General features: G+C 69.1%; 22 protein-coding genes and 1 pseudogene. 10 read left to right on the forward strand and 13 right to left on the reverse strand.

The window, feature by feature from the left end; translation table 11 throughout:
• Positions 1-129: 129 nt before the first annotated feature.
• From AC3EUJ_RS16195 to AC3EUJ_RS16225, 7 genes are all read left to right on the forward strand, one after another.
• Entirely contained in the window at positions 130-2,589 is a 2,460-nt protein-coding gene (locus tag AC3EUJ_RS16195; RefSeq protein WP_431961927.1) for an AAA family ATPase, read from the forward strand.
• A complete protein-coding gene (locus AC3EUJ_RS16200) occupies positions 2,589-2,960 on the forward strand; it encodes a hypothetical protein (protein ID WP_431961928.1) in 372 nt (123 codons plus the stop codon). Before AC3EUJ_RS16195 ends, AC3EUJ_RS16200 begins: the two co-directional genes overlap by 1 nt.
• 176 nt (positions 2,961-3,136) lie before the next feature.
• Positions 3,137-3,439 (forward strand): hypothetical protein, encoded by a 303-nt coding sequence (locus tag AC3EUJ_RS16205; protein ID WP_488180962.1) that lies wholly within the window; start codon positions 3,137-3,139, stop codon positions 3,437-3,439.
• A 332-nt stretch (positions 3,440-3,771) separates the two neighbouring features.
• Positions 3,772-4,785: an EcsC family protein gene (locus AC3EUJ_RS16210; RefSeq protein WP_431961929.1), complete on the forward strand. Its 1,014-nt coding sequence runs from the start codon at positions 3,772-3,774 to the stop codon at positions 4,783-4,785.
• Positions 4,786-5,203: 418 nt separating this feature from the next.
• Positions 5,204-6,619 (forward strand): CBS domain-containing anti-phage protein, encoded by a 1,416-nt coding sequence (locus AC3EUJ_RS16215; protein ID WP_431961930.1) that lies wholly within the window; start codon positions 5,204-5,206, stop codon positions 6,617-6,619.
• Between the two features lie 201 nt (positions 6,620-6,820).
• Positions 6,821-7,642, forward strand: a complete 822-nt coding sequence (locus AC3EUJ_RS16220) for a hypothetical protein (RefSeq protein ID WP_431961931.1) — start codon at positions 6,821-6,823, stop codon at positions 7,640-7,642.
• A gap of 626 nt (positions 7,643-8,268) precedes the next feature.
• Positions 8,269-10,278 carry a hypothetical protein gene (locus AC3EUJ_RS16225; protein ID WP_431961932.1) on the forward strand — a complete coding sequence of 670 codons (2,010 nt, stop codon included), beginning with the start codon at positions 8,269-8,271 and terminating at the stop codon, positions 10,276-10,278.
• A 374-nt stretch (positions 10,279-10,652) separates the two neighbouring features.
• Here AC3EUJ_RS16225 and AC3EUJ_RS16230 read toward each other — a convergent pair whose 3' ends face one another.
• Complete coding sequence (locus AC3EUJ_RS16230) at positions 10,653-10,958, reverse strand: hypothetical protein (RefSeq protein ID WP_431961933.1); 306 nt, start codon at positions 10,956-10,958, stop codon at positions 10,653-10,655.
• 933 nt (positions 10,959-11,891) lie between these two features.
• Here AC3EUJ_RS16230 and AC3EUJ_RS16235 point away from each other — a divergent pair.
• The 3 genes and pseudogenes from AC3EUJ_RS16235 to AC3EUJ_RS16245 form a co-directional block, all read left to right on the forward strand.
• A pseudogene (locus AC3EUJ_RS16235) lies at positions 11,892-12,461 on the forward strand (replication-relaxation family protein); the annotation flags it as partial.
• 49 nt (positions 12,462-12,510) lie between these two features.
• A complete protein-coding gene (locus AC3EUJ_RS16240; RefSeq protein ID WP_431962017.1) occupies positions 12,511-13,167 on the forward strand; it encodes a hypothetical protein in 657 nt (218 codons plus the stop codon).
• Positions 13,168-13,203: 36 nt separating this feature from the next.
• On the forward strand, positions 13,204-14,376 hold the full coding sequence (locus AC3EUJ_RS16245; RefSeq protein WP_431961934.1) for a hypothetical protein: 1,173 nt from the start codon (positions 13,204-13,206) through the stop codon (positions 14,374-14,376).
• A 448-nt stretch (positions 14,377-14,824) separates the two neighbouring features.
• Here AC3EUJ_RS16245 and AC3EUJ_RS16250 read toward each other — a convergent pair whose 3' ends face one another.
• The 12 genes from AC3EUJ_RS16250 to AC3EUJ_RS16305 form a co-directional block, all read right to left on the reverse strand.
• The gene (locus AC3EUJ_RS16250; protein WP_431961935.1) at positions 14,825-15,328 is read right to left on the reverse strand and encodes a hypothetical protein; all 504 of its coding nucleotides are present in this window, start codon (positions 15,326-15,328) and stop codon (positions 14,825-14,827) included.
• A gap of 11 nt (positions 15,329-15,339) precedes the next feature.
• Positions 15,340-15,993, reverse strand: coding sequence for a sialidase family protein (locus AC3EUJ_RS16255; protein WP_431961936.1), 654 nt, complete (start codon positions 15,991-15,993; stop codon positions 15,340-15,342).
• Positions 15,926-16,513 (reverse strand): hypothetical protein, encoded by a 588-nt coding sequence (locus tag AC3EUJ_RS16260; RefSeq protein ID WP_431961937.1) that lies wholly within the window; start codon positions 16,511-16,513, stop codon positions 15,926-15,928. Before AC3EUJ_RS16260 ends, AC3EUJ_RS16255 begins: the two co-directional genes overlap by 68 nt.
• A gap of 75 nt (positions 16,514-16,588) precedes the next feature.
• The gene (locus AC3EUJ_RS16265) at positions 16,589-17,146 is read right to left on the reverse strand and encodes a hypothetical protein (protein ID WP_431961938.1); all 558 of its coding nucleotides are present in this window, start codon (positions 17,144-17,146) and stop codon (positions 16,589-16,591) included.
• Positions 17,147-17,446: 300 nt separating this feature from the next.
• Positions 17,447-18,208 carry a hypothetical protein gene (locus AC3EUJ_RS16270; RefSeq protein WP_431961939.1) on the reverse strand — a complete coding sequence of 254 codons (762 nt, stop codon included), beginning with the start codon at positions 18,206-18,208 and terminating at the stop codon, positions 17,447-17,449.
• Between the two features lie 34 nt (positions 18,209-18,242).
• Positions 18,243-18,716 (reverse strand): hypothetical protein, encoded by a 474-nt coding sequence (locus tag AC3EUJ_RS16275; RefSeq protein ID WP_431961940.1) that lies wholly within the window; start codon positions 18,714-18,716, stop codon positions 18,243-18,245.
• A gap of 8 nt (positions 18,717-18,724) precedes the next feature.
• The gene (locus tag AC3EUJ_RS16280) at positions 18,725-19,999 is read right to left on the reverse strand and encodes an MCE family protein (RefSeq protein ID WP_431961941.1); all 1,275 of its coding nucleotides are present in this window, start codon (positions 19,997-19,999) and stop codon (positions 18,725-18,727) included.
• Positions 19,996-21,288: an MCE family protein gene (locus AC3EUJ_RS16285; protein ID WP_431961942.1), complete on the reverse strand. Its 1,293-nt coding sequence runs from the start codon at positions 21,286-21,288 to the stop codon at positions 19,996-19,998. Before AC3EUJ_RS16285 ends, AC3EUJ_RS16280 begins: the two co-directional genes overlap by 4 nt.
• The gene (locus AC3EUJ_RS16290) at positions 21,285-22,394 is read right to left on the reverse strand and encodes an MCE family protein (protein WP_431961943.1); all 1,110 of its coding nucleotides are present in this window, start codon (positions 22,392-22,394) and stop codon (positions 21,285-21,287) included. Before AC3EUJ_RS16290 ends, AC3EUJ_RS16285 begins: the two co-directional genes overlap by 4 nt.
• A complete protein-coding gene (locus AC3EUJ_RS16295) occupies positions 22,391-23,563 on the reverse strand; it encodes an MCE family protein (RefSeq protein ID WP_431961944.1) in 1,173 nt (390 codons plus the stop codon). Before AC3EUJ_RS16295 ends, AC3EUJ_RS16290 begins: the two co-directional genes overlap by 4 nt.
• Positions 23,560-24,600, reverse strand: a complete 1,041-nt coding sequence (locus AC3EUJ_RS16300) for an MCE family protein (RefSeq protein ID WP_431961945.1) — start codon at positions 24,598-24,600, stop codon at positions 23,560-23,562. Before AC3EUJ_RS16300 ends, AC3EUJ_RS16295 begins: the two co-directional genes overlap by 4 nt.
• Entirely contained in the window at positions 24,597-25,853 is a 1,257-nt protein-coding gene (locus AC3EUJ_RS16305; RefSeq protein WP_431962013.1) for an MCE family protein, read from the reverse strand. The genes AC3EUJ_RS16300 and AC3EUJ_RS16305 overlap by 4 nt, the downstream gene beginning before the upstream one ends.

Below are 25,853 nucleotides of genomic sequence, written 5' to 3' on the forward strand. Positions count from 1 at the left end.
GTCGACATGGACTCGCTGTTCCTACGGTTTCGTCTCGTCGGTATATCGGCCGCAGGAGCCACGCGCCCCCCGCCGAGCGCCGGTGTCCCAACCCTTCTCCGCACCAGAACCGGAACCTGGAGACACCTCATGACCTCGACGGAACCGCACGAGCAACTCGCCCACCCCTCACTCGCCGCTGCCCCGCCGGACACCGTTCTTCGGCCCGAGTCCATCACCAAGCTGGTGGAGGTCCGCCTGGCCCAGGCAGCGCTCGGCGAGCCGGTGAAAGAGCTCCTGCAGGAAGCGCTCGGCGACGGTGCGGCCCAAGGACGGTCCACCGTTGGCCGGATCTATCTCGCCTCCGTGTCCGTCGCCGGATTCCGCGGCATCGGCCCGCGCGCCTGGCTCAACCTCAGCCCCCGCCCCGGCGTAACCCTCGTCGTGGGCCGCAACGGCTCCGGCAAGTCCAGTATCGCCGAGGGCATCGAGACGGCCTTCACCGGCACGAACATGCGCAGGCAGGGCCAGGACGCGACGCGCAGCAGCAACTGGCGCAACCTCCACGACGGCGCCAAGCCTGAGATCGAGGTCAAGCTCGCCATCGAGGGCGACGCCAGCCGGAGCACCCTCACCCGCACCTGGAAGGGGCAGGACTTCGCGGACACCGAGGGCGAGCTCAAGCGGCCCGGGCACGGCCGCGTCCCCCTCGACCAGGTGGACTGGAGCCAGGCCCTCACCGACTATCGGCCCTTCCTGTCGTACGTCGACCTGGATCGCATGATCAGCGGCAAGCCCGCCCAGATGTACGACGCCATCGTCACGATCCTCGGCCTGGGCCACCTCAGCGCCGCCGACGGACGCCTTCAGCGGCAGGAGAAGGAGCTGGGCGACGCGGTCAAGGCCGCGAAGGACGAGGTACCGGAAATCAAGGAAGCGCTATACGCGCTGGAGGACGACGACCGGGCAGTGCAGGCGCTCGTGGCCATGGACACCACGGGACGCCCGGACTTCGAGGCCCTCGAGGCACTGGTTGCGGGGCTGCCCGCTGCCGACGACGGCCTCCTCGCCGAACTGCGCGCCTCGATCGACGTCCAGGGACCTGACATGGAACAGGTCGGTCTCGCGGTGGCCCGGCTGCGCGAGGCGCTCGCCGGCGTCGAGGACGTACGCCTGACCGGTGCCGAAGAGGCGCTGCAGCGCGCCGACCTTCTCGAGAAGGCGCTGGATCACAGCAATAGGCACCCCGACGAGGAGTCGTGCCCCGTGTGCGGCACGGACCGCGCCCTGGACGCGGCGTGGGCGGCGAGCGCCGCCGCGCAGATCGCCGTCCTTCGCGGCGAGGCGAAGACCGCCGAGGACGCGCGCAGCGAGCTGCGGTCGGCCTCGCGGGCGGTGCAGAACCTCATTCAGACGCCCCAGCGCATCCCGGCCGCACTGGCCGACCCGTGGAATGCCTGGATGGCCTGCCGGACGATCACCGACCCCGGCGAGCTCGTACGGCGCGCCGACGAGACCGCAGCGACGCTGGCTGATGCCTGCGCGGCGGTCAAGGAGTACGCCATCGGGGAGCTGGAGAGGCGGGACGAGCGGTGGCGCCAGCTCGTCACCCGCCTGGCGAGCTGGACGGAGAGCGCCCGTGCCGCGGAAGAGGGCAAGCCCCGCCTCAGCCATATCAAGAAGGCCCGCGCCTGGATCAAGGCACTCTCCACCGAGCTGCGGGAGCAGCGCATGGAGGGGTTCGCCGACCACTCGCAGCGGATCTGGGAGCGGCTCCGTCAGGAGAGCAACATCGACCTGAAGATGGTGACCCTCCGGGGAAGCGAGAAGGCCGTCGTCCGCAAGCTCGTCATGGACGTCTCCGTCGACGGCGAGGAGGCCTCGGCGCTCAGCGTCATGAGCCAGGGAGAGCAGCACTCCCTCGCCCTGTCCCTCTTCCTCCCGCGGGCGGCGACCGCCGACAGCCCGTTCGGCTTCATCGTCATCGACGACCCCGTGCAGTCCATGGACCCCGCCAAGGTGGGCGGACTCGCCCAGGTCCTGCACGAGCTCGGCGAGCACCGGCAGGTGGTCGTGTTCACCCACGACACCCGGCTCCAGCGTGCGTTCACGAGCCAGGAGCTGCCGGTGACCGTGTTCGAGGTCGAGCGGGGCGAGTCGTCCAAGGTGAGGGTCAGGGCCGTGACCGACCCGGTACGGCAGGCGCTCGACGACGCGCGGGCCCTCGCCAGCACCACTGACCTGCCCGCGGCGGCACGGACCCACGTCCTGCCCAGCCTGTGCCGGATCGCCCTGGAGAACGCCTTCATCGAGGCCGCCTGGATCCAGCACCACCGCTCCGGCGGGCCCGAGCACACGCTGCAGGCCGCCGTCACCGACGCCGACAAGCTGATGAAGGTCGCCGCCCTGGCCCTGTTCGGCGACGTCGGACGGACCGGTGACGTCTATCAGAGGCTGCGCGTCCTCTGCGGCCCCCATGCGGTGAGCTTCATCAAGCGATGCCAGAACGGAGCCCACGCCGTCGGGACCGCGATCGGCGACCCTCACCGCTTCGTCGACGAGATCGAGGCCATCGCGCAGAAGGTGCGCAAGCCGGAGGTGACCGCGTGATGAATGTCCCCGCCACCTCCGTCGAAGACCTGCTTCTGACGGCCGACCGGCTGATCGCCGGTCACCGTCTGCGCGCCACACAGGCCGGCCGCCACCGCGGGGCCTCTCTGGCCCTGCGTACCGCCCTGGAGATCGCCGTCGACCGCACGCTCGAAGCCGCGGTGCCGGGGCTCGCCCTTACCACCACGCGAGCCAAGATGCTGTGCCTGCGCTGCTACACCGTGACGAATACCGCTCGCCGCGCCAACGCCGTCTGGTCACACCTGTGCTTGGGGTGCCATTACCACCAGTACGAGATCGGCCCCACCTATGACCAGGTTCGCACCTGGCGGGCGGAGGTCGGCGAACTGGTCGAGATATTGATGTCCTGACTGCCTGTTCCCGCCAACGAACCGCACCGCTTGTGCCGCTTGACGGCCGACATAGGTCGAGGCCTAGCGGTTTGTGGGTCCGGTGGCGATGATGCTGCCGGGGACCGATTCACTCTGCGATGTGGGGGAGCAGTGAGCAGACGAGGCGGAAGAGGGGCGCGCAAAACACCGCCCAGTTGGCCGGTGTTCTCAGGCACGAGCCCAAGACGGCGCGGCCCGCGACGACTGCAAGCAGGTGCGCCAAGCGAGACAAGGCGTTCTCGACCGGTGAGAGCCTTAAGTGCGAAGGAGGTCGCTTCTTCCATCTGGCCTGCTTCTACATGCGAACGAGCAAAGCCGATCAGCGACGTATCCGCCAGCAGGCTGATGACAAGCGCGGCAATCAGGAGGCCCTCGCTGACGCAGCTGCCGAGGAATCGATGCGCAGCCACAAGCCCAGCGACTGGCGACTCGGCAAGTCCCCCTCCGACTACGGATGAAGAACCGGGCCCCATACGAGGGTCTGGCAGCCCCCGACGCCCCCCACCCGGGCAGTAATCGCTCCCTAACCGCCGGCTTTCATTCGGCGGTTAGGGTCCCCCACTCCGAGACGCGGAGCAAGCGCCGTTGCCTCTGCGACCCTCAGGGACGTCTGGTCCGACGGGCGGTGTGCGCCAACTCCTGACTGTCAGCGGCACAGTTCCTTGATTAGTACCCCGCAGTTAGCCGGTGCAGTCGACTTCGGACATCGCCCCCGCACTGCGGCTTCACGCACGTGTCGGCTGGTAGAGCAGCGTGGACCCCGCGATGAAACTTGAAATGGAGAGCCTTAATGAGCAATTACGCCGACCCGCTGGTCGACGGTGCACCCCCGATGAGCGCGTACGAGGCGCAGGTATGGGACACCCTCAACGAGCACTGGCAGCGCCGCAACAACCGCCGTGGTCTGCCGAACTGGGCAAGCACCGCGCTCGGTCGCACCGGTGAGGTCGCGGGAAACGCCGCGAAACGAGTGAAGGACGCTGTGCCGGAGGCGGTCGCCGAACCGATCCGTCGCGCAGGCGACGCCGTCGCCGACGCGGCCATGCGACCGGCGCTCGCAGGCGCGGCAGCCCTGCTCGAGCTCGTCAACGACTGGGCCATGGATCTCAACGACCCGAAGAGCGTCGAGAAGATCGCCCTCAAGCAAGGCTTCGAAATTGACAGTTTTACCGAACTACGACAGCAGGACCTTCAGGTCTGCGACCGACTGCTGACCCGCAACACCCTCAAGTGGCGGACCACCGGTGCGTTCGAAGGCGGCGCCATGGGCCTGCTGGCCATGGTCCCCGTCGCCGGTATCCCTGCCGCGATGACAGCGGACATCCTGGTCGTCCAGGTCCTGACCACATCGATAGCAGCACGCATCGCGTACTCCTACGGCTACGACGCCAAAGACCCCAAGGAGCAGAACTTCATCCAACGCCTGGTACAGCAGTCCTTCATGGCGCAGGCGGCCAAAGCCAAGCCGTTGCGTGACGCCGCACGGGCGGCGGACGCGCTCAAGGGACGCGTGAACTGGTCGCAGAAGCTCCGCAACGACCACCGCCTCGTGGCCGCCCTCGAGAAGTTGATGAAGCAGCTCGGCCCGACCGGATCCAGGGTGCCGGTCAAAAATGTCGCCAAGGTCGTGCCGTTCGTGGGAGTCCTCATCGGTGCCGGCATGAACGCCGCGGTCCTCGGCAGGGTGGCCGCCGAAGCCCAGCGGTACTGCCAGACCCGATTCCTGTGCGACAAGTATGGGCTGCCGCTGCCAGCCGCACTGGCGACCGACCGGGACGACGAACCCCATCCCGACGCCACGTAAGTGATGGCCGCTGGGTACACGATGCAGACTCACCTGGCTATGCGAGAGACGACTCGTCGAGGCCCAGCGGACGCTCGCACCGCTCCACGACGACACGCGTGTCCTATGCCCCGACAACACGGACACCGTTGAGATCCCCGAGGCCCTGGCGCGGATCCGCCTCACCCTGGACGATACCCACCGGTAAGCAACGGAGACTTGACCGCCATGGGCCACTGGGACTCCGCGGCATTTGGATGGGAATGGCCATGAGGGACCGCGCGCCAACCGGCATCCGTAAAGGACACCTGAGCCGCGGAGATACAGAACCAGCGAGCAGGTCGCAAAGAGCCATCCGAATCACCCGCATCTGTCGGCATCTCTAAGGTCGGCAGTCTCAGCTCCCCCCTTCCCCTTCGAGCGGCAAGGCACAGGTGACATGACCGATTCCACCACCAGTCCCGCAGAGGCTCAGTCCCGCGCCCGCTTCCTGCTCGACGGGCGGCGGGTGACCATCGCTGACTTGCTCGGCAGCGGGCTACTCCAGGAAGAAGAGCGGCTACGGTTTGTCCGACCCCGCGTCGGCGAGTCGCACGAGGCCGCGGTCACATCCCGGGGATGGATCCGGCTTTCGGATGGAGAGGAGTTCCGCTCCCCTTCCAAGGCCGCCATGGTCGCCGTCGGGAACGGAACGTTCGACGGCTGGGAGGCGTGGCAGGTCGAGGACGGCAGATACCTCACACAGTTGCGTCAGGAATTGCTCGACCGAGCAGCTGAGGAGGCCGATCCCACAGCACCGGAGAAGGAGCAACCGCAGACATCCTTGTCCCCTAGGGACCGGCACGCACGGCTGAAGGAAGCACGTGAATCGGCAGAGGCAGGTCGTCCGCTGTCCCTCTCTGTGCTGGAGCTGCTTGCCTGGTGGGGCGTGACGGGCCGTGGTGTCGTCAACGATCAGATCCAGGCCGATCTCGCTAACCACAGCCTGATCACCTCGCCCGAATTCGACAAGGTGTCCCTGACCGCAACAGTCCAGCTGGTCAAGGCTGCGGAAGAGCAGGCAGAGGACATGCCCCTCGCCGGACTGCCAGTGACAGCCGCGGCGCTGGCCGGAGTGTCCGAAGAGCTGGGTTCGCGTGAGACGGGCTTGACCGTCGGAACCCTGCCGTCCGCCCTCGCCGGCATCGTCAGTGTCAAGCCAACGGCCACGTTCGAGGAGGCCATCACGCTGATGGTCCTCCACGACTTCTCCCAGTTGCCCGTCCTCGCCGGTCCACACAACCTGCGGGGATCCGTCTCGTGGAAGTCCATAGCGCGCGCCCGCCACGCCGACCCCGGCGCCCACCTCTCCCAAGCGATCGTGGACGCACGCGACGTCCGCTACGACCACGACCTGATCGACGTCCTCCCCACGCTGGCCGAGAACGACTTCGTACTCATCAGGGACCAACACAACGCGATTGCCGGGATCGTCACCGCCGCCGATGTCGCCCAGGCTTACGGCCAACTTGCCGGGCATTTCCTACTGATCGGCGAAATGGACCGTCGGCTGCGACAGGTCATTGCGGGGGCCTTCACCCTGCCTGAGGTCACCAGCCTGTGCGACCCGGCGTGTGAACGCATCTCCTCTTTCGGTGACATGACCGTCGGCGACTACCAGCGGGTGCTGGAGAACCCGGGACTGTGGGAACAGCTCGGATGGCCGCTCGACCGCAAGGTGTTCATAGCCCGGCTGGAGGAGATTCGCCGGATCCGCAACAACGTCATGCACTTCAACAGCAGTGATCCCCTGCCGAAGTCGGACGTCGACAAGATCCGGCATCTGAACAAGCTGCTGAGGGAGTACGGAGAATGAGCCCGCCCCACAGCACTCGGTCGGTGGTTCCGAACATATGGGCCCCGACGCGCACCACCCCGGCCGCGACAAGCCTGCCGGCCGCGGCCGGGGGCGGGAAACGACGGCAGGTGGTCATTAGATCTTGATCGAATGCATTCACGACCGACGAGTTGATCGTGCGGCGGCCTTTGTCGGTGGCCTGTGGCAGCATCTCGATGCATGGGTGGGAGAGAGAGCAGCGACGAGGCGTACGTGCTCGATTTGTGTGACGAGGTCCTCGGTGAGCAGGGCCTTCGTCAGCACCGGTTTGAGTGGCTGCTCGGCGACGCCGGGTCCGCAGGCCGGAAGACCCGGCTGCCAGTCGACAGCTACTGGCCAGAACAGCGGCTCGTCGTGGAGTACCGCGAGTTGCAGCACGATAAGGCCATGCCGTTCTTCGACAAACCCGGGCATCCCACGGTGAGCGGAGTCGATCGAGGTGAGCAGCGGGCACTGTACGACGCGCGACGCGACGCGGAGATCCCCGCTCACGGCCTGTGCCTGCTGGTGATCCGGCCAGCAGACCTGGACGCCAACAGCCGGGGCCGATTGCACCGGAGGAACCGCGTTGCCGACCTGGATTCAGTTCGCGGCCTTCTCGCCGCTGCACCGAGTGCGGTTACCGAATCCACGTCACGAGCCAGCTGGACGAGCGACGAAGACCGGGTCGTCGACGCCTTCCGACGTTGGCTGGTGGCGGAAGGGTGGACCCCCGTCGCACCCACCGACCCCTACACCGACATCGAGGCCGTACGAGGCAATCAACGACTGATTGGCGAGGCAAAGGGACGTACAAAGGAACCCGGCACCGATGCCGACATCGCGTACGGACAGCTACTGCGCCGGATGACAGACCAGTCCTCGGACACCCGCTACGCCCTCGTCGTCCCGTCCTCCTCCATGTTCCACGCCTTGCGGGTGCCGCTCCCGGTGCGGAGCCTGCTGCGGATCAGTGTCTTTGAGGTCACGGATGACGGCTCGGTGCGGATGCGCGAGGCTTAGGCTGGCCCGATGGCAGACCTCGACACCGCTTGAGTTAGCCCCCGTCATGCTCGGCCACGAGCCAGCACCAACCCGCGCTTCTCTGCAGTAGGCGACGCGCGCTCTGCTGAGGCCCGACGGTCACCTGGAACGACGCCTGGACATGTGGCGGCAGGGCACGTCTGTGCGACGTCCCGCGGCGACCGCCAGGACACTCGATGGGCAGATGGCACTGCGCCTGGCGGGCGGCGCAGGTTATAGAAGCGAGAACTCGGGCCAGATTGGTTGGGTTCCTGTCTTATGTAGTCGTTCATCGCTTCACAGTCCTCGCCGAGCAGCAGGCCCGTCGCGCGCGGGAGAACAGGGGCTGCGGGCGACCTCATTGACCAACCTGTGGAACCGCAAGATCGTTATCTGTCCGGGGTCACCTAATTATCTCGGTAAGGAATCCCAGTGACGGAAAGCGTCAGCCGGGTCCCCTACAGGGCCGGGTGAACCCGCCCACGTAGCGATCACGTCGATCCAGTCGCCTGGTCTCGGAAGCTGGAACAGAGTGATATACGCTCCAGCTCCCGAGCATCCGTTCGGCTGCCCGCAATCCCGCGACCTGCGAGTTTGCCGCGATCGAGTCTAAGGATCACCACACCGTGCCCCGGCCCATACGCTCCCTCACCGCTCTCGCCGGCTCCGCCTGCCTGGCAGCGGTCGCCCTGGTCTCGCCAGCTGCCGCGGACACCGCCGGCAGTGGCACCGAGGTCAGCATCGACAGTCTCACCTCGGACCACGACTCCTCCGGCACGGTCACCCCGGGCCAGACCGTCACCGGCACCGCCGGCGTCACCTTCACCGTGCACGCCGATCCGGACTTCGAGCCCTACGCCGCCGTGGTGAGCATCGCCGGGCACACCAACACGCAGGGGACCGGGCAGGTCAGCCAGAGGATCGATCTGGCAGCCGGCGACTGCCTGCCGTCGTGCACCCTCCACGCCGCTGTGGACACGGCCGCGACCAAGACGTTCGGCGGCACCGACACGATCGCTGCGCCGCTCGTCGAGGACGGCGACAACGAGATCCGCGTCGAGGTCTTTACCGCCCGACCCACGATCACGGCCGCCACCGCGGACGTGCGCGTCGACAACGACCGGCCCGTCGTGACGCTCCCGGACCTCCCTGGCGACGACGCGTGGACCAACTTCAAGCCGGTCGGTCTCACCGCAGATCAGCGCCTGGACCTGCGGGCCGTCGCCACGGACACCGGTGACGGCGTCTCCCGCCTGGAGTACTTCTCCGACAACCCGGTCTGGCCGGCAGCATCCGACCTGGCCGACGCGGACGGCGACGGGACGTGGACCGGAACCGTCGACACCAGCAAGGTCCAGTCGGCGCTCTGGTCCTACGCGTACGTCGTCGCGTTCGACAACCAGGGCCGTGCCGGCAGTCCCGTGCGGGCCACCACGCTCGTCGACCACGGCTTCATCGTCACACCCGCAGTCAAGGCAGTGACCCGGAACACACCGTCCACGGTCTTCTTGACCTACAAGTACCCCGCCAGTCTCACGCAGCCGTGGCCCCGCAACCTCAACTACGCGTACCCGGTCAGCACCAGGGTCTTGCTGGACGGCGCGCTCCTGGACACAACGCCCGTATCCGACTTCGTCCTGGTCGGGTACGCGGATTACTTTTACGCCCGGCTCGGTGACAAGCCGCTCCCGTACGGCAAGCACACCCTGACCTTCGACGTCACCGACAACCGCGGCGCGCACGGCACGACAGACGTCCCGATCACCGTCGTCTCCGGCATCGACCCGACCTGGACCGCCGGCTTCGACGCCTTCCCCGTGGCTGGCAAGACCTGGAAGGTGGCCGCCACCACGCACGCTGCCGACGGCGTCAGCCGCGCCCAGACCTGGACGCTGACCGTCGACGGCAAGACGATCGGCACCGGCACCTACCCTGCGCAGCCGTCGGGAACGTGGACCGCGGGAACCCCAGGGCTGCACGAGGCCTCCCTGACGATGGTGTCGCAGTTCGGGGACTCCTCCGTCACCACCCAGCCGCTGCGTGTCCTGGCCGCGACAACCACGAAGCTGAGCGGCCCCGCACTGACCACGTACGGCAGCAAGCAGGCCCTCACCGCCACCGTCACCCAGACCGGATCCAAGCCGGCCGCCGGAGCCCAGGTCTCCCTGCAGTTCCGCCCCGCGGGCAGTAGCACCTGGACGACCATCGCGAAGGTGACCGCAGACAGCAAGGGCACAGCGCACTTCACCACCACCGCGAAGCGCAACGGTGCCTGGCGCGCGGTAACTTCGGCCAAGAACCTGGCCTGGGCTTCCTCGACCAGCAGCACGGTCACCGGCCACGTCAAGGCCACCCTGTCCGTGAAGAACCCGGTCACCAAGACCCGCCACGGCAGGTCAGTCGCCTACACCGCGAGCTCCGCGCCGTACGCGGCCGGAACGTGGATCCGGTACCAGATCCGCAAGAGCAACGGCACCTGGTCAACCCTGACCACCGCCAAGCTCGCCACGAACGGTACTGCGACCGGCAAGGTTACCTTTGCCCACGCCGGCACCTACATGCTGCGTGCCTACCGCCCCGCCACGGCCACTCTGGTCGCGTCGTCCTCCCCGACTTGGACCGTCCACGTCAGCTGACCGGCGACCGCGCCGCTTGGAATAAAACACCAGCAAGGAGGGGAGGAGGGTCGGGCCAGGCGACTGACCTGGCCCTCGGCACAGGCGACGCTGAAGATGCCGACCACCCGAGCATTGGTGCCGATGAGTGATAGCCAGATCGCCCTGCCGGGGTGGAACCGGCAGGGCGTCTGCCAGCTTGCCGAGTTGGTGGCTGCGTCCGGGCGGGCCGCTATTTGCGGTGCAGCCCCGGCATACATCGGCGGCACTCGCACGGTGGCCACAGGGCAGACTGAAGGGGCTTCAGGTTGTCGCTTCTGTGGAAGCGAAGGGGGCGCCCCCACGTCTGCCCGCCGTCGCGCGATATTCGCATGGTCATCAGCGGAGCTTCGGGCCTACTCATCGGCGCCTGCGGTCGTCAGGCGCATGCCGCGCGACTCGGCGACCCGCAGCGTGTTCGACAGCGCGTCGCAGAGACGTGCCACTACGAAGCGCGATTGGTCCGGGGTCAGCGGCTCAGCAACGGCGAGCATCTGGCGGGCAATCTCAAGCAGGTCTGACGCTGCGGTGAGTTGTTCGCGTTCCATGCGGTCGGCGAGTCGCGCGATCATTCCCTTGGGATTGTCGTCGGGGGTGTACGCGGGCTTCCCGTTGGGACCATCCCACGGCAGCAGGCGGAGCCCCGCCATGGCGTCAGTCATGCCGTGCGCTCCGGCACGTAGTCCTGCCCCATCGTGGCGAGTATCAGTGCCCTTCGCCGGTTGCGCTGCCGCCGTGCTTCCTGGGCGCACTCGTGGTGAACGAGGTAACGGGGCACGAGCGGAAGGCTGTCGGCGTCGATCCGTGCACTTGGACGGGACAGCGGGAAGAGACGGACTGCTTGCGCCGGCTCGGTTTTCGAGTAGCCCGCGTCCTCACGATGTCTGACGGTCGGCTGAGGCCAAGTTCGCGCGCCTGCTCGTCGCCGAGCGTCGCGAACCAGCGGGGCGCTCGGTGTGTTAGCCCGACACCACTCACCGACCGCCGCGTCAGCCCTGGTCGGTGAGTGCGGCCGCAGTAGTCGGTGAGTTTCCACTCGGGCTGGCCACTCTCCGTCGTGCTTCAAGCAAGCCCGATGGCCGGAGTGCGTTTCGTGGCGCGCGGGCTGTCGGGGGAAGTCGGACGGTGAGTGGTGGGGCGGCTAGGACGCGGTGCACGGCCTGTGGGCCTCTCCGGCTCGTGACCCGCACTTGCGGTCGGTGGGTACAAGCGCCCCAACAGCGTTCCCTACAGTCCTCCCTACACCCTTGCCCTACGGTGACCTTTCGCGTTGTGTGCAGTGTTGCCGCAGGTCAGCGCACACATTGGCCGGTGTTCGGTGCCTCGACAACCCCTTTGCTCCTGCTGTTCCTGGTGTTGTGTGTCAGTGGGGGGTGGTGGAGTAGTCGTGCAGGGGTCGCGAGGTGGGGCCCCGGGTGCCCGCCCCAGCCCCGGATCACCGGCTGCCGCCGTGGCGGCGCGGACGGCGGGTCCGCCGGTGGGTTGGTGCGGTGCCGGGAGCGGTGGGGAGGGCGAGCGTGACGACGGGCATGACGCGGTGGCGGTTCGGGTCCACGGCGCGGACGCGGAGTCTGGTGCTGCTGGCGCTCGGCGGGGTGAAGGTCGCTACTGTCGCGCAACTGCGGCAGTTGGTCCTGCCGGGCACCGCGGACGTACAGACCGTCCGCAACGCGTGCAAGGACCTGCGCGACGCTGGGCTGTTGGAATCGGTCGGCAAGGTGACCGGCACGAACCCGTCGGGGCGGCCGGTCAGCAAGCAGTTGTGGAATCTCACCACGGCCGGATTGGCGGTGGCCGCGACCGAGCTGGACCGGCCGCTCGGTGAGATGGGCGGTACCGCTCGGGAGGCGGCCAGGGCCGGCGCGCCACACGCGGTGAAGGTGACCGAGACCATCGACGCGTTCCTGCAATCACCGCCGGAGCCGACCAAGCCGGTTGCCCGCCGCGGCACACCGCCCGCCGCCGGGCCGATGTAGCCGCTGCCTGCCAGGCCCCCGGGGCTTGGCACACTTCACGGGTGGCACACCGAGGTCGCCCTCCCCGTCACCGGCACGTTCACCGCGCCGGGTAGAGGCAGCCTGCGCGCCGACGGGGTCCTGAGCGCGCCGGAAGCCGGGCTGCCGGTGCTGTTCGTGGAGGTGGACAACGGCACTGAACCACCCGCCAAGGTGGCCGACAAGATCGTTCGCTACCGCCGGTTCTTTCCAGCGCACCGTGAAGGACCAGGACGGGCAGCACGTCCCCCTGTGGTCGACCCTCTGGCAGGCTTCCGGTCGCGACGGTTTCCCACCAGTGGCGTTCGTGTTCACCAAGCAGGTCGGTCTCAAGGCCCGGCAAGCACGGATAGATGAGGTCACACGCTTATCCGAGGAGCACTGGCAGGGCACGTGGCGTCCCGGCCGCCCGATAGGGAACACCGGAGAGCGGGACGGGTACCGGGACTACGACGGCACGGTGCCCGTCCTGGCCACCGCACTGGACCGGCTGCAGCAGCACGGCCCGTGCGGGGCGATCTGGTGGCGCTTCGGACATGACTCAGCCCAGACACTCACCGATGCCCTGCGGAACCCCGACGACGTGCATGCCTACGGCCGTCGAGAGGAACAACGTAGCGTCGCCCAGCGGGCCGCTGAGGAGGAGGAAGCACGTCGGCGGGAGGACGAGTACCGGCAATGGGAGGCCTCGCTGTGGCCCTGCCCGACCTGCGGCGGCGATGTCGACCCTGACGATGCCCCTGACTTGGCCCGCGGCGATGATTGTCCTCGCTGTCGTACGCAGCGGGAGCGCGTCGCGGCCGAGCGAGCTGAAGCGGAGGCGGAGTGGGAGCGCGAGCGGCGCGGCAATGGGCTGTTCGGATGGCTCCGCGGCTGACCCCCCATGTGTGTAAGGCCGGTAGGCTGCCAAGTCGTGAGCGAGTACCAGTACTACGAGTTCCTCGCGCTTGACCGCCCGTTGGACGAAAACCAGGTCAGGCAGGTACGCGCGCTGTCCACCCGCGCCGACATCACCCTGACCCGCTTCGTCAACGAATACCACTGGGGCGACTTCCGCGGCGATACGACGAAGCTGGTCGAGCAGTTTTACGACGCTCATCTCTACTACGCGAACTGGGGCAGCCGTCGCCTCGTCCTGCGTCTGCCCGCCGGGTCGCTCCCGGCCAAAGAGGCCACCGCGTACGCGATGGAGGATGCGCTCGGCGTCTGGACCCGGTCCGGACACACGCTGCTGGACTTCTCCGTGTCCTCGGAGGACGGCTGCGAGTGGGAATTCGAGACGTCCTACACGCTCTCCGCATTCGTGGGGCTGCGCGCTGAACTCGCGGCGGGAGACCTGCGGCCGCTGTACGTGGCGTGGCTTGCCGGGCTCACCGCCTGGGAGCTCGCGGAGGACGACGAGGAGAACTACGCCCGCGAGGTCGAGCCGCCCGTCCCCCCGGGGCTGGCCTCGCTCACCGGCCCGCAGCAGGCCCTGGCGGACTTCCTTGGCGTTGACGCGGACCTGCTGGCGGTCGCCGCCGAGGACAGCCGGCCCGCCACCGCGGACGTCCTGGATCGGACGGCCCCGGCTGCCTTCGTCGCCGGTCTTCCCGCCGCCGACAAGGACGCCCTGCTCGTCGAGGCCGCGCTGACCACCGTGTCCCCAGGGCCCCGACTCCTGGCCCGCTATCGGGCAGCGACCACCATCCCGGGCCCTCGTGACGTAATCGGCCGGCGCACCGCGGCCCAACTCCTCGACAGGGCCTACCGCCGTCGTACCGACAGCAGGCAGCGAGAGCAGGACGCCCGGGCCGCTGCCGAGCAGGCCCGCGCACGCGCCACCGCCGAAGCACAGGAAGCGCGCTTGGCCAAGCTCGCCCAGAGAACCGAACAGGCGTGGCGTGAGGTCGACGACCTGATTGCCCAGAAGAACGCCAGCGCCTACGACGCCGCCGTCGCACTTCTGGCGGACCTGCGCGCCCTGGAGGCCCGCACCGGTGGCACCGCCGACTTCGACCGGCGGGCCGGGGAACTGCGGGCCGCCCACCTGGCCAAGCCCGCCCTCATGCGCCGCTTCGACTCCCTGGACCTCCCTCGGTCCTGATCCGGCTGCCCCCGGGACCCACCGCACCCGCGATCCGTCGCCACCGGTCGGGACCGATGGACGAGGAGAAGTGCTCCCGATCTCCTCGGTTGGGAACGCCCCCGGTCCCAGGGCCACGGGGGCGGACACGCGAGGTGGACACCGGGAGGAACAAGGCAGGGCCGGGTCCCGAGTTCCTGGTCAGGGCTTCCGCTCCCAGCCTGCAGTCGGACACGACGACCTGCGAAGACCCATTCTCCACCGCACCAGCGACAACCCGCCCCCGTATACGGCCCCGGCCGACTGCTGCTTCAGGGCGGCCGATCAGACTCGCGGTGCATGCGTTCACCAGGGGGTTTTTCAGTCCGGGAGGCCACCCCTCGGGCAACGGCGCACGTGGTACCGCTCGCCGCGAAAGGTGGCCCCTTGCAGTTTCACCGGTCAGGAGAGGGCTTGGCCAGGGCGGGCTTCAGGAGACAGCAGACGTCAGGTACGTCAGGTACACCCCTCCCTCGCAGTCGGACATCTTCCGCAGGGTCCAGCGGCCCCGGACGCTCGTGGAGGAGAAGTTCGACTCGGCGTTGTCCTCCTCCACTTCGCCCTCCTTGGGGATGTAGCCGGCCTTTGGGAGCCGCTTGTGCAGGAACGCCAGGGTGCTGTCGAACCCGCCCCGGACGACGGTGGCGACGACGAGCCGGCCGCCGGTGCGATGCTCCACCGAGGTCACGACCGCGCCGTCGGGCACGGGCAGGTTCTCCGGGAATTCCTTGGGGAGCGGCAGTGACGCGGCAGTGGGGCAGCCGCCGGGCGCGACGCCGACCGCATTCCCGGCCGGCGGATCGGTCGCATGCTTCGCCGCGTACGGTGTCGCCCGCGGTGGCTCGGCGTGCTTGTTCGCCGCTGAGCATCCGGTGACCGCGGCCAGGCTGAGGACGGCTCCTGCCAGTACGGCAGCCGGGGGCGATGGCTTCATCCGGTGGCTCCTCAGGGCTTCTTGCGCGTGCCGAGGATCATGGCGTCGTACGCCCCGTACAGCGTGTCGCCGGAGGACTGGCGGGCGATGGACGCCAGCGCGTCGTAGTTCTGCGCACCTCCGGTCGCGCACGTGCCGGTGCAGCCGTCGGCGTAGGCGGCGAGCACGCGGCCCTGGGCGTCGGTGGTGACGTCGATGAAGTCCAGGAGATTGCGGTCGTTGCCACACGTGGTGCCGCCCGTGCAGATCGACCCCTTCTGAACCGGGTCGGTGGGGGTGGCGTCGACGGTGACCCAGGACCGGCCGCCGTCGTAGGTGGTGGCCACGTACAGGTGCCAGACGCCCGTGAAGCCGGCCGCGTCCTGGTAGTTGCCGCCAGTGGTGGTGCCCAGGAAGGCGAACGCGGCGCGGTTGTCGTCGCCCGCGGTCACGGCCGGAAAGACGACGTTCTTGACGCCGAGGGCCGCGCCGACGTTCTGGTCGTACAGCCACGTCTTGCCCTTGTCGTGGCTGACGGCGATGCGCGGCGTGCCGTCGCTGTTCTGGTAGCCCATGTAGACGGTCCCGCCGGCCCCGACTCCCACGCTCGGGTCCGAGTCACCGGGGGTGCTGGACGGGTTCTTGCGGACGGTCCACGTCAGCCCGTTGTCCTCGGAGACGGCCACGGCCTGATTGCCACCGCAGCCCTTGTTGGGCACGTACACCGTGGCGTCCGGGGGCGACCTTCACATGCCCGTGCAGGCCGCCGCAGTCCAGCAGCGAGTACATCGGAACGGCGGGCCCGTACGTCAGACAGCCGTCCCGACTGACCGCGCACGAGGCGTCGGCGATGTCCTGGGAACAGTAGTAGACGGCGTTCGGGTACGACGTGACGGCGCCCGGACCGCCCGCGGCGAAGGGGCCGCCACCTATGGTCTGGTGGTCCACACCGGAGTTGACGCCCGAGCCGCCCGTCGGCGTCCACCTCTCACCGTCGTCGTCGGTGTAGCAGGTCAGGGCGGTCTTGCCGGCGAGCTGCGACTCGAAGGTGCGGTGGGTGACCGGGTCGGTGAACAGGATCGGGTCGAGGCTGGTGGTGCTGCCCTGGGGGCAGCCGTTGGCCGCGCTCGCGCTCTTGTCCTGCCACGTGGCGGCACCGGCACTGTCGTAGGTGACCTTGAGTGTCGACGTGTACGCCTGGTACATCGCGGCGCCGCTCGCATGGTCGACGCCGATCGAGGGTTCACCGGCGTTGTGCGCATCCGCGATGCCGTCGGGTGCCTAGGAGTTGGCGTACGTCGGCGGCGTGGCCGTACTCGGCGGTGGATCGGCCGGAGCGGCGATCAGGCTCGCGGTGCCGGTGAAGCCGTCGCCGAGCGGCGCGTACGGCACCACGCGCACGGGGTACGACGCCGACACCGCCGGAAGCAGCACGGTCTCGGGGTCGCCGGAAGAGGCCGAGGCGGCCACCTCCCGGCCGTCCGCATCGAGGACGTAAAGGTCGAAGTCGGCGGCGGAGCCCGGCCATCTGACGTCGATGCGCAGGCTGTGACCGGCGTCGTAGCCCGCGGGCACCGACACCCTCAGGGCGTAGTCGTCGCAGGGTTGCACATTCCCGCAGCTCACCGTCCCGGCAGTGCCGGAGACGTTCGGGACGGCGAAGGGCCCGGCGCTCCACGTGGTTGTGGGTGCGGTGTCGCTGATCGATCCGGTGGGCGGGGTGGCGGCGCCGGCCGACGCACTCGGCAGGGTTCCGGCGACGAGCGCCAGCAACCCGGCGGCGAGACGCCCCCGCGACCGCGGGTGGTGGTGAGGACGACGTGCGGAGAGGAGAGCCACAGGTACCTCGTGGGTTCGCGAGTGGACGAAGGGGGGTGGTGTGTGGCGGTACGGGTGAGGCCTTCGACTGCTCTACGGGGAGGCAGGCGGCGTCCGTCGCGAGCAACGAACCTTTTTCGAAAAGGCCGGACGAAGGGGGCAGCCGGAGTCGGTGAGGCCACATCGGCCCGGGGCGAGGAGTCGCCCCGGGCCACCACCGCTCGACCGCGGTGAAGCCCGCCGTCCCGGCCCGGCCGACGCCCCGTTCCCCACGAAGCGGTGCCCCCGCGCGACCGCGCGAGGGCACTTACGGAGGCCTGGTCAGAGGGCGTCGACGCCGCTCACCTTCCAGCCGTCGGTGGTGCGGGTGAGCGTCATGCGCACCCTGTTCAGGTCCAGCCGCGGCTCCGGGAGCCGAGTGCTTCGGGTGACCTGGTTGACGAAGAGCAGGACGACGGCCCGGTCGGGTGTGGCCGACACGACGGACACGGCGGGGGCGCCGCCGTCGGGTGGTGTGGCCACGGTCGCCTTCACCACACCGTGGTACTTCGTCGCGGTCGGCGCGACCACCGTCTTCGTGGTCTTGCCGTACTGGTCGCGGAAGCGCCCGGTCAGCAGGATGCGGGCACGGGAGAAGTCCCGGTCCAGGTGCCGGTAGTCGTACGACAGCACGACCGGCGCCGCATTCCGCGCGGCCGCGAGGGCCTCGTCGCGGGCCTGCTCCGCCTGCCGCCCCTGCTGGTACTCCCACCCGAGTACGGCGGCCGCGACCAGGGCCGCCACGAGGACGATGCCCAGCACCGCGGTGAGCACGCCCCGCCCGGCGTTGCGCGGGGACGCACCGCCCTCCGTCTTCCCCTCGAACGACTGGGGTGACTCGGGCTCCGGCGGGTCCTCCCAGCCGTTCGGCGGCGGATCGATGAGCAGGGTGCGCCCGGAGCGGGTCTGCTCTTCCTGGTGGGCACCGCACTCGCGAGGCGCAGGCCGCCCGGCGCGCTTGGCCGCGGCGCGGGTGGCCGCGGTCATGGTGCGGCGGGCCGGTGAGCCGGTGCCGCGGGTGCTGCGGAAGGTCGGGTTCGCCACGGTGTCTCTCCTCTTTGATGGCCTGACGGCCGGGTCAGCCCACGAACACGACGTCGGAGGTCAACCAGCGACCTGCTACATACGCGAGGTCGAGCTGGAGCCGGTAGGTGCGCGCCTGGCCCTCGGGCGCGGCGGTGTTGGTCACCTTGCTGTCGGCCACGACCAGGACCCGGGCCGAGCGCCCGTCGTACCGCACGATGCCCGCTTCCAGGACCTGTCCGTCGGACACCGACTTGTTCTGTGCAACCAGCCTCGTCAGTTGTTCGGTCTGCGAGGCGAACTCCTTCTTGAACTCGCCGGTGGCGTTAGCCAGCACATTGGCGCTGTCCCGGTCGTAGTGCCGGTAGTCGAGCGAGGTGAAGCTCAGCGCCGACTGGCGGGCCGCAGCCAAGATGTCCTGACGGCGCTGTTCCGCCGCGCGCTGGTCGGACAGCTTCCAGCCCAGCCAGGCACACAGCACGGTCGTGAGCACGGTCGCAGCGACGAGCCCCGCAGACAGCAGCCTCATGCCGCCTCTCACACCATCGGTCCCACGAGCAGCCATTGCCACGACTCCTTTCCGAACACGGCCTGTTCCCCGCCCGTCGAGCCGATCTCGAGGAGCGTTCCGTCCGGGCCGGTCACGGTGCCGGTCTCCGGGTCGTACGGGGCCACGAACGCGGCCTGGTCACCGCTGTGCGGGCCGGTCGTGGCGCCGGGCGCGTTCTGCGCTCCGCGCACCGAGGACTTGCTGCCGCGCGGTAGCGTGCAGCGCGCGTCGGTGTTCGCATGGCGCGTGCCGGTGTCGGCTGGGTCGCGCCGCTGGGTGTTGTAGCCCCGGGTGCAAGCGGGAGGGTCATCGGCGTTCACGGTCAGCCCGAAGTGGGTGGTGCCGTCGCCGGGGATGACCGTGTAGCTGCCCGCGACAGTGAGCGGGAGCGTGACCAGGGTCTGTTCGACGCCGGGCAACCGGGCCACGGTGATCTGGCCGCCGCTGATGAGGTTGGCCAGCAGGATCGGCACGTGCGGCCGCGTGGACTTCAGCAGCGAATCGACCTGCCGCGCGGCGGGCGCGGTGCTGCCGATCAGCCGGCGAAGGTCGCCGTCGCTCGACTTCAACTGCTCCGTGAGCGTGGCGAGATCGCGGGAGAACGACGTGATGGCCGAGCCTTGGTCGGCCTGTGTCCTGAGTACCTTCCGCGAGTCCTCGATCAGCGAGACCGTCTGGGGGAGCGACTGCGATGCCGCCTCAACCAGCGCGTCACCGGAGTCCACCAGCCGGCTCAGGTTCGGTCCTGTGCCGGAGAACGCCTTGCCCAGCTCGTCGACGGTGACCCGCAGATCGTCCTTGCCGACCGAGTTGACCAGCCGGTCGAGGCTGAGGACCAGGTCGGTGACCGGCAGTGGGGTCCGGGTGCGGCTGCGCGGGATCGGGCTGCCGTCCCTGAGGTACGGGCCGCCCGACCGCCGCGGCTGGAGGTCGACGTACTGCTCACCCACCGCCGATCGGGCGGCGACCACCGCGAGCGTGTCGGCCGGGATCCTCGGGGCGCCGTCCTCGATCCTCAGCGCCACCGAGACCCCGGATCCGGTCAGCTGCAGATCGCCCACGCGGCCCACCGGCACCCCCCGGTAGGTGACCTCGGCACCCGGGAAGACGCCCCCTGACTCGGCGAAGTCGGCGCGAACGGTGTACCCGCGGTGCAAGATGTCGTCCACCAGGCCCGTGTACTGGGCGCCGACGTACGCCGCCCCCAGGGCGGTGATGGTCGCGAAGGCCAGCAGCTGGGCCTTGACCGTACGTGTGATCACGGCAGTATCCCCTTCAGCATCAGCTCGGCGAGCGCGGGATCGACCCCGGGCGGGAAGCGACGCGCGTCGTCCCCGCTGCCGTAGGCGGAGGTGCACACCGGCGGACAGAGCAGGGTGCTGCCGTGGGAGGGCGTCGAGGGCACGGCGGGCGCGGAGGGCACAGGGGGCACAGGGGGTACGGACGGGATGCCCGGCAGGGAAGGGACGGACGGGAGAGGGATGGGAGTGGGGTGGCCGGGAAGATGCGGTGTCCCGGGGGCCGGGGACTTCCCGCCCTTGCCCGGCTTACCGGTGACGTTGCCGTAGAGGTCCGCCAGGTCGAGGTCGGCGGTGATCTTCAGGTTGACGTAATCGCCCTTGACGGCGTCCGTCGCGTTGCGCGGGAACGGGTACGTGGTGAGGAGCTCTAGGGAGTTGGGCAGGTCGTCGCCTGCTTTGTTCAGCTCCTGCAGAATGGGCTGGAGCTTCTTCAGGTTGGCGACGGTGTCGTCGTGGGAGGCGTTCACCACCCTGGTGCCGGTCTTGCCGAGCCTGGACAAGGCGGTGAGCATCTTCGTCAGGTCCTCGCGCTGGTCTGCGAGGGCCTTTAGGGCGGGCGGCATGGTGTCGACGGCCAAGGCGATCATTTTCTTCTCCTTCTTCAGCCGCTGCGCGAGCCGGTCGACGCCATTCAGCGCGCGCACGATGTCCGCCCGCTGGCCGTCGAGGCCGGAGAGGAAGATGTCGAGCTGCTTCAGCAGGGACCGGACCCGGTCCTCGCGGCCGCTGAGGGCTTGGTTCAACTCGATGGTGATCGTCTTGAGCTGCGCCACCCCGCCGCCGTTGAGCAGCGCGGACAGCGCCGACAGCACCTCCTCGACCTCCGGGTTGCGGCCGCTGCGGGACAGCGGGATGCGGTCGCCGTCGCGGAGACGTCCGACGGGGCGTGTGCCGGCCGGTGCGGACAGGGCGACGTACTTCTCGCCGAGCATGCTGGTCTGCCTCAGATCGGCGACCGCGTTGCCGGGCAGCTTCACCGAGTCGGCGATCCTGAGCCGTACGCGGGCGTGCCAGCCGTCCAGTTCCACCTTCTCGACCGCGCCGACGGTGACGTTGTTGACCTTGACCGACGACTGCGGCACGAGGTCCAGGACGTCCCGGAACTCGACGGTGACGTGGTAGGCGTGACCGTCCGAGGCCGCGCCGCCGGGCAGCGGGACGTCATACCAGCCGTTGAACTCGCAGCCGGTCAGCAGCAGCGAGCAGACCGCCGTCCAGGCGGCCACCCGCCCCTTGCGCCGCACGCTCATGCCGGTGCCCCCAGAATGCCGCCGAGGGTCTTGTCGACCGAGCCCGTCGACGCCGGGACCGGCGGAACCTCGGGCAAGGAGGCGAAGAGCTTCTTCAGCCCCTCGCAGTTGTCATGGTCGTCGCCGGTCGTCTTCAGGATCGAGCAGAGAAGGGACGACGGGTCCTGGGGGGTTTGCGCGTTGTTGCGGGTGTCGAGGGTGCCGGCGGAGGGGTTGTAGGCGTTCTGCAGGTTCGACAGGCCCGTGGGCGCGACGGTCAAAATCTCCTCCAGAGCGTCTCGTTGGCTGACGAGGACCTTGGTGACCTCGGCCAGGCCCCGCACGTCCGAGGTCAGCGCCTTCTTGTTTCCCTTCACGAAGCCGGACACGTCGCCGAGTGCGGCAGCCAGGTACTTCAGCGCGGCCGCGAGATCCTCACGCTCCGCGGCGAGCTGCCCGGCCACGTCGGCGAGGTCGGTGTTGAACGACCGCACGCTGGCGTCGTCCGCCGCCAGCGCGGCCGTGAACACCTGAAGGTTCCGCACGGTCCCGAACAGGTCGCGCCGCCCGTCGGACAGCGTGGTGACCGCCTGGGACAGGTCCTGCACCGTCTGGTTGAGGCTCGCGCCCTGCCCCTGGAGGTTGTCCGCGCTCACCCCGAGCAGCCGGGACAGCGAACCCTTGTTGTTGGCACCGTTCGGGCCGAGCGCCTCGGCGGTGGTGTGCAGGCTGTCGAAGATCCGGTCCAGCTCGACGGGAACAGCCGTACGGGACTCGGGGATGACGGCTCCGTCCCGCAGCACCGCGCCCTTGCGGTACACCGGCAGCAGCTGCACGTAACGGTCGCTGACCACCGAGGAGTTGACGATGGCGGCCTGTGCGTCGGCGGGGACCTTGCGGCCCCTGTCGTATTCCAGCTCGACCCGTACCCGGCCGCCCTCCGGCGTGATCTTCCTGACCTCGCCGATGCGGACACCGAGGACGCGGACGTCGGAGCCGGGGTAGATGCCGACGGTCCGCGGGAAGTACGCCGTGACGCGGACGGGGCCGGGTCCCGGCCAGAGGACGACGGCGAGGCCGACGACGATCGCGAGCGCGGTGAACAGGGCCAGGAGTCTGCGGGTCATCGGGTGCCTCCCGTCCGTGGCGTGACCGGGGCGGCGACCATGTTCTGGATGTAGGAGTCGAACCAGCGGCCGTTGCCGAGGGTGTTGGTGAAGAGCCGGACGTAGGGGGCGAGCAGCCGGACGCTGCGGTCGAGGCTCGCCTGGTTGCGTTCGAGCATCCTCAGGAAGGTGTTGAGGTTCTTCAGTGCGGGCCCGATCCCCTTGCTGTTGTCGTCGACCAGGCCTGACAGCTCGATGCCCAGCAGCGCGGAGCTCTTGAGCAGCTTGTGGATCGCCCAGCGCCGCTTGTCGATCTCTTTGAACAGGGCGTCGCCGTTCTTCACCAGTGCGGAGACGTCCTTCGTGTGATCGGCCAGCACCTTGGTGACGCCGTTCGCGTGGTCGAGCAGCTCTCGCAGCGCCTTGTCGCGGGCGGCGACGGTCCGGGATATCCGCGACAATCCCTTGATCGACGCCCGCACTTCCTCGGGGGAGTCCTGGAAGGTGTCGGCGATCGTGTCCAGTGCCTTCGCGAGCCGGCCCGTGTCGACCTCCTCGGTGGTGGTCGTCAGGTCGCTGAAGGCCTGGACGACGTCGTACGCCGACACGGTCCGCCGAAGCGGGATCTCGCTGCCCGGCTTCAACTGGCCGGGCCCCTTCGGGTAGAGGGCAAGGTACTTCGCGCCGAGGATCGTCTTGACACGGATCGACGCCCCCGTGTCGGTGCCGAACGCCGGCCGGCCCTTCACTTTGAAGGTCACCTTGACGTGGTCGCCGTCCAGGTCGACGTCCTCGACCTTGCCGACCTTGACCCCGGCGATCCGTACCTCGTCGTCCGGCTTGAGCCCGCCGGCCTCGGAGAAGGCCGCGCTATAGGTGTCGCCGCCGCCGATCAGCGGCAGGCTGTCGGCGTTGAAGGCGGCGACGGTGAGCAGCGCGAGGATGGTGAGGCCTACGGCGCCGACGACGACCGGGTTGTGCTCGCGGAAGGGTTTCAGGCGCGGGCGCGTGAGCCGGATCCTGGGCAGCTTCGGCGGCAGCACGCGCACCTTCGCGAGTGGTCCCTGGCGTGGTTCGGGCTTCGGCAGCAGCCTGGGCAGCTTCGGCAGCTTCGGCTTCGGTGGCAGGACCGGGAACCTCACCAGCGGCTCGGGGCGGCGGCCATCGCGCCGCCTGATGCGGAGGCTCATCCGCCACACCTCGCCCGTGCCACGTGCAGCTCCGGGGTGATCACCTGCTTGGTCTTCGGCAGCACGATCCGGCCGTCGAAGTCGCAGAGGTAGAAGTTGAACCACGAGCCGTACGAGGCCGTCCCCGTCAGCTTCTCGAGCTTGCTCGGCAGCCGTTTCAGGACGCCCTCGACGGTGTGCTCGTTCCTGTTCAGCGTCCCGGTGAGATCGCCGAGCCGGGCGATGTCGTCCTTCAGCGGTGGACGCGCGTCCTTGAGCAGCCCCGACGTGACGTCCGTGAGGTCGCCGATGCTCACCAGCGACTCCCCGATGGGCTTGCGGTCGGCGGAAAGCCCCGAAACCACTCGGCGCAGCTGCGTCAGCAGCCCGGAGAAGCGGGAGCCGCGCTCGTCGAGGGTCGCCAGGACGGTGTTGAGGTTGTCGATCACCGATCCGATCAGCTTGTCGCGGTCGGCGAGGGTGCTGGTGAGCGAGGCCGTGTGCGCGAGCAGACTGTTCACCGTGCCGCCCTCGCCCTGGAGGGTCTGGACGATCTCGGTGGCCAGCTGGTTGACGTCGTTCGGGCTGAGCGCCGCGAACAGCGGCTTGAAGCCGTTCAGCAGGGCGTTGAGGTCCAGCGCCGGCTCGGTCCGGGACAGCGGGATGGTGCCGCCCGGCCGCAGCCGGGCGGTGCCGTCGCCGGTGCCCTCGGTGAGTGCGACGTACCGCTGCCCGACCAGGTTGCGGTAGCGGACGACCGCGTGGGTCCCGGCGAGCAGCGGCCGGTCCGCGCTGACGGTGAACGTGACCTCCGCCAGCGTCCGGTCCTTGATCCGGATGCCCTCGACCTCTCCCACCCGTACTCCGGCCACCCGGATGTCGTCGCCGTTCTCCAGCCCGGTGACGTCGGTGAACACGGCGTGATAGGTGTCCTTGCGGGTGAAGGAGACGTTGACGATGGTGGCCGCGAGGAGCGCCGTCGCCGCGATCGTGACCAGCGCGAAGAGGCTGAACTTGATCAGCGGGGCGGCGGTCTGCCGCGCTCCGGATCCGCTCATGCGACACTCACCGCCGTTCCGCGCGCCAGCGGCCCGAACAGTAGGGTCGCCACGGGCGGCACCTCGTCCGCGGGGACGCCCATGACGGGCGCCACGAGCGAGCCCACGGCCCGCTGCTCGGCCCGGGTGGCGGACACCTCGGCACCTTCGGGGAGTGCGCCGCCGGAACCTCCGGCCGACGTGCCGTCGTCGAGATGGGGCTTCGGCCCGGGCACCTGCGGATGCGGCAGACCGCGGCAGTTCGGGCCGGACCGGGCGCCGTACGCCGGCTCCTCGCCGGGCCGGTACGCCTCCTGCGGCCGGACGACCTCAAGGGTGATCCGCATCTCGCCGCCCCGGAACGCCTCCTCGGAGGCCTTCTCCTGCCGGACCAGGCCCTGGAACAGGCACGGGTACTCGGGGGAGTACCGGGCGAACAGCTCCAGTGCGGGGCGGGAGACCCGGCCCAGGGTGATCAGCCGGTCGCCGTTCTCGGACAGGAAGTCGTTCGCTGTGCCCGCCACGGAGGCGGTCGCGCGCAGAGCCAACACCAACTGCTCCCTCTTCTCGACGATCGTCCGGCTGGTGGTGACGGTGTTGCGCAGGATCCGCATCAGGTCGGGCGCGGCGTCGCCGTACACCGCGGCGACGTCCGCGAACCGTGTGATGTCCTCCTTCAGGGAGGGCATGTGCGGGTTGAGGCGGCGCAGATAGCCCTCGACCTGGGTGAGATTGCCTCCGATCCGGTCGCCGCGGCCCTCCAGCGCAGTGGCGAACGCCGACAGCGTGGCGTTGAGCTCACCCGGCCGGACCGTGCGCAGCAGCGGCAGCAGGTCGTTCATCAACTGCTGCACCTCGATGCCGACCTTCGTTCGGTCCTGGGTGATGACGTCACCCGCACGGATGGGCCGAGCCGACGAGCGCGCAGCGCCGGCAGGAGCGACCAGGTCGACGTACTTCTCGCCGAACAGCGTCTTGGGAAGCAGCCGCGCGTGCACGTTCGAGGGGATGTACGACACGTACTGCGGGTTCAGCGCGATGTCCAGGGTCGCCTTGGTGCCGTCGGCATGCACCTCGCGCACCTCGCCGACCAGCAGCCCGCGCAGCTTGACGTCGGCGCGTGCATCGAGCTGGTTGCCGAGGGTGTCGGCCTCCAGGGTGATGGGCACCACCGAGGTGAACGCCTGCTGGTAGACGGCCACCGCGAGCGACAGCAGCAGCGCGAGCACGGCGAGGAAGGCAATTCCGTAGAGCCTGAACCGCATTCTCTGCAT

This window comes from Actinacidiphila sp. bgisy160 (assembly GCF_057707815.1).

Excerpts from the sequence above, each read along its gene's own strand:
- AC3EUJ_RS16220 (WP_431961931.1), top strand. The coding sequence starts at position 6,821 with ATGGGTGGGAGAGAGAGCAGCGACGAGGCGTACGTGCTCGATTTGTGT.
- AC3EUJ_RS16195 (WP_431961927.1), top strand. The coding sequence starts at position 130 with ATGACCTCGACGGAACCGCACGAGCAACTCGCCCACCCCTCACTCGCC.
- AC3EUJ_RS16275 (WP_431961940.1), bottom strand. The coding sequence starts at position 18,716 with ATGAGGCTGCTGTCTGCGGGGCTCGTCGCTGCGACCGTGCTCACGACC.
- AC3EUJ_RS16250 (WP_431961935.1), bottom strand. The coding sequence starts at position 15,328 with ATGAAGCCATCGCCCCCGGCTGCCGTACTGGCAGGAGCCGTCCTCAGC.
- AC3EUJ_RS16230 (WP_431961933.1), bottom strand. The coding sequence starts at position 10,958 with ATGACTGACGCCATGGCGGGGCTCCGCCTGCTGCCGTGGGATGGTCCC.
- AC3EUJ_RS16290 (WP_431961943.1), bottom strand. The coding sequence starts at position 22,394 with ATGACCCGCAGACTCCTGGCCCTGTTCACCGCGCTCGCGATCGTCGTC.
- AC3EUJ_RS16300 (WP_431961945.1), bottom strand. The coding sequence starts at position 24,600 with ATGAGCGGATCCGGAGCGCGGCAGACCGCCGCCCCGCTGATCAAGTTC.
- AC3EUJ_RS16215 (WP_431961930.1), top strand. The coding sequence starts at position 5,204 with ATGACCGATTCCACCACCAGTCCCGCAGAGGCTCAGTCCCGCGCCCGC.
- AC3EUJ_RS16295 (WP_431961944.1), bottom strand. The coding sequence starts at position 23,563 with ATGAGCCTCCGCATCAGGCGGCGCGATGGCCGCCGCCCCGAGCCGCTG.
- AC3EUJ_RS16285 (WP_431961942.1), bottom strand. The coding sequence starts at position 21,288 with ATGAGCGTGCGGCGCAAGGGGCGGGTGGCCGCCTGGACGGCGGTCTGC.
- AC3EUJ_RS16210 (WP_431961929.1), top strand. The coding sequence starts at position 3,772 with ATGAGCAATTACGCCGACCCGCTGGTCGACGGTGCACCCCCGATGAGC.
- AC3EUJ_RS16305 (WP_431962013.1), bottom strand. The coding sequence starts at position 25,853 with ATGCAGAGAATGCGGTTCAGGCTCTACGGAATTGCCTTCCTCGCCGTG.
- AC3EUJ_RS16200 (WP_431961928.1), top strand. The coding sequence starts at position 2,589 with ATGAATGTCCCCGCCACCTCCGTCGAAGACCTGCTTCTGACGGCCGAC.
- AC3EUJ_RS16260 (WP_431961937.1), bottom strand. The coding sequence starts at position 16,513 with ATGTACCAGGCGTACACGTCGACACTCAAGGTCACCTACGACAGTGCC.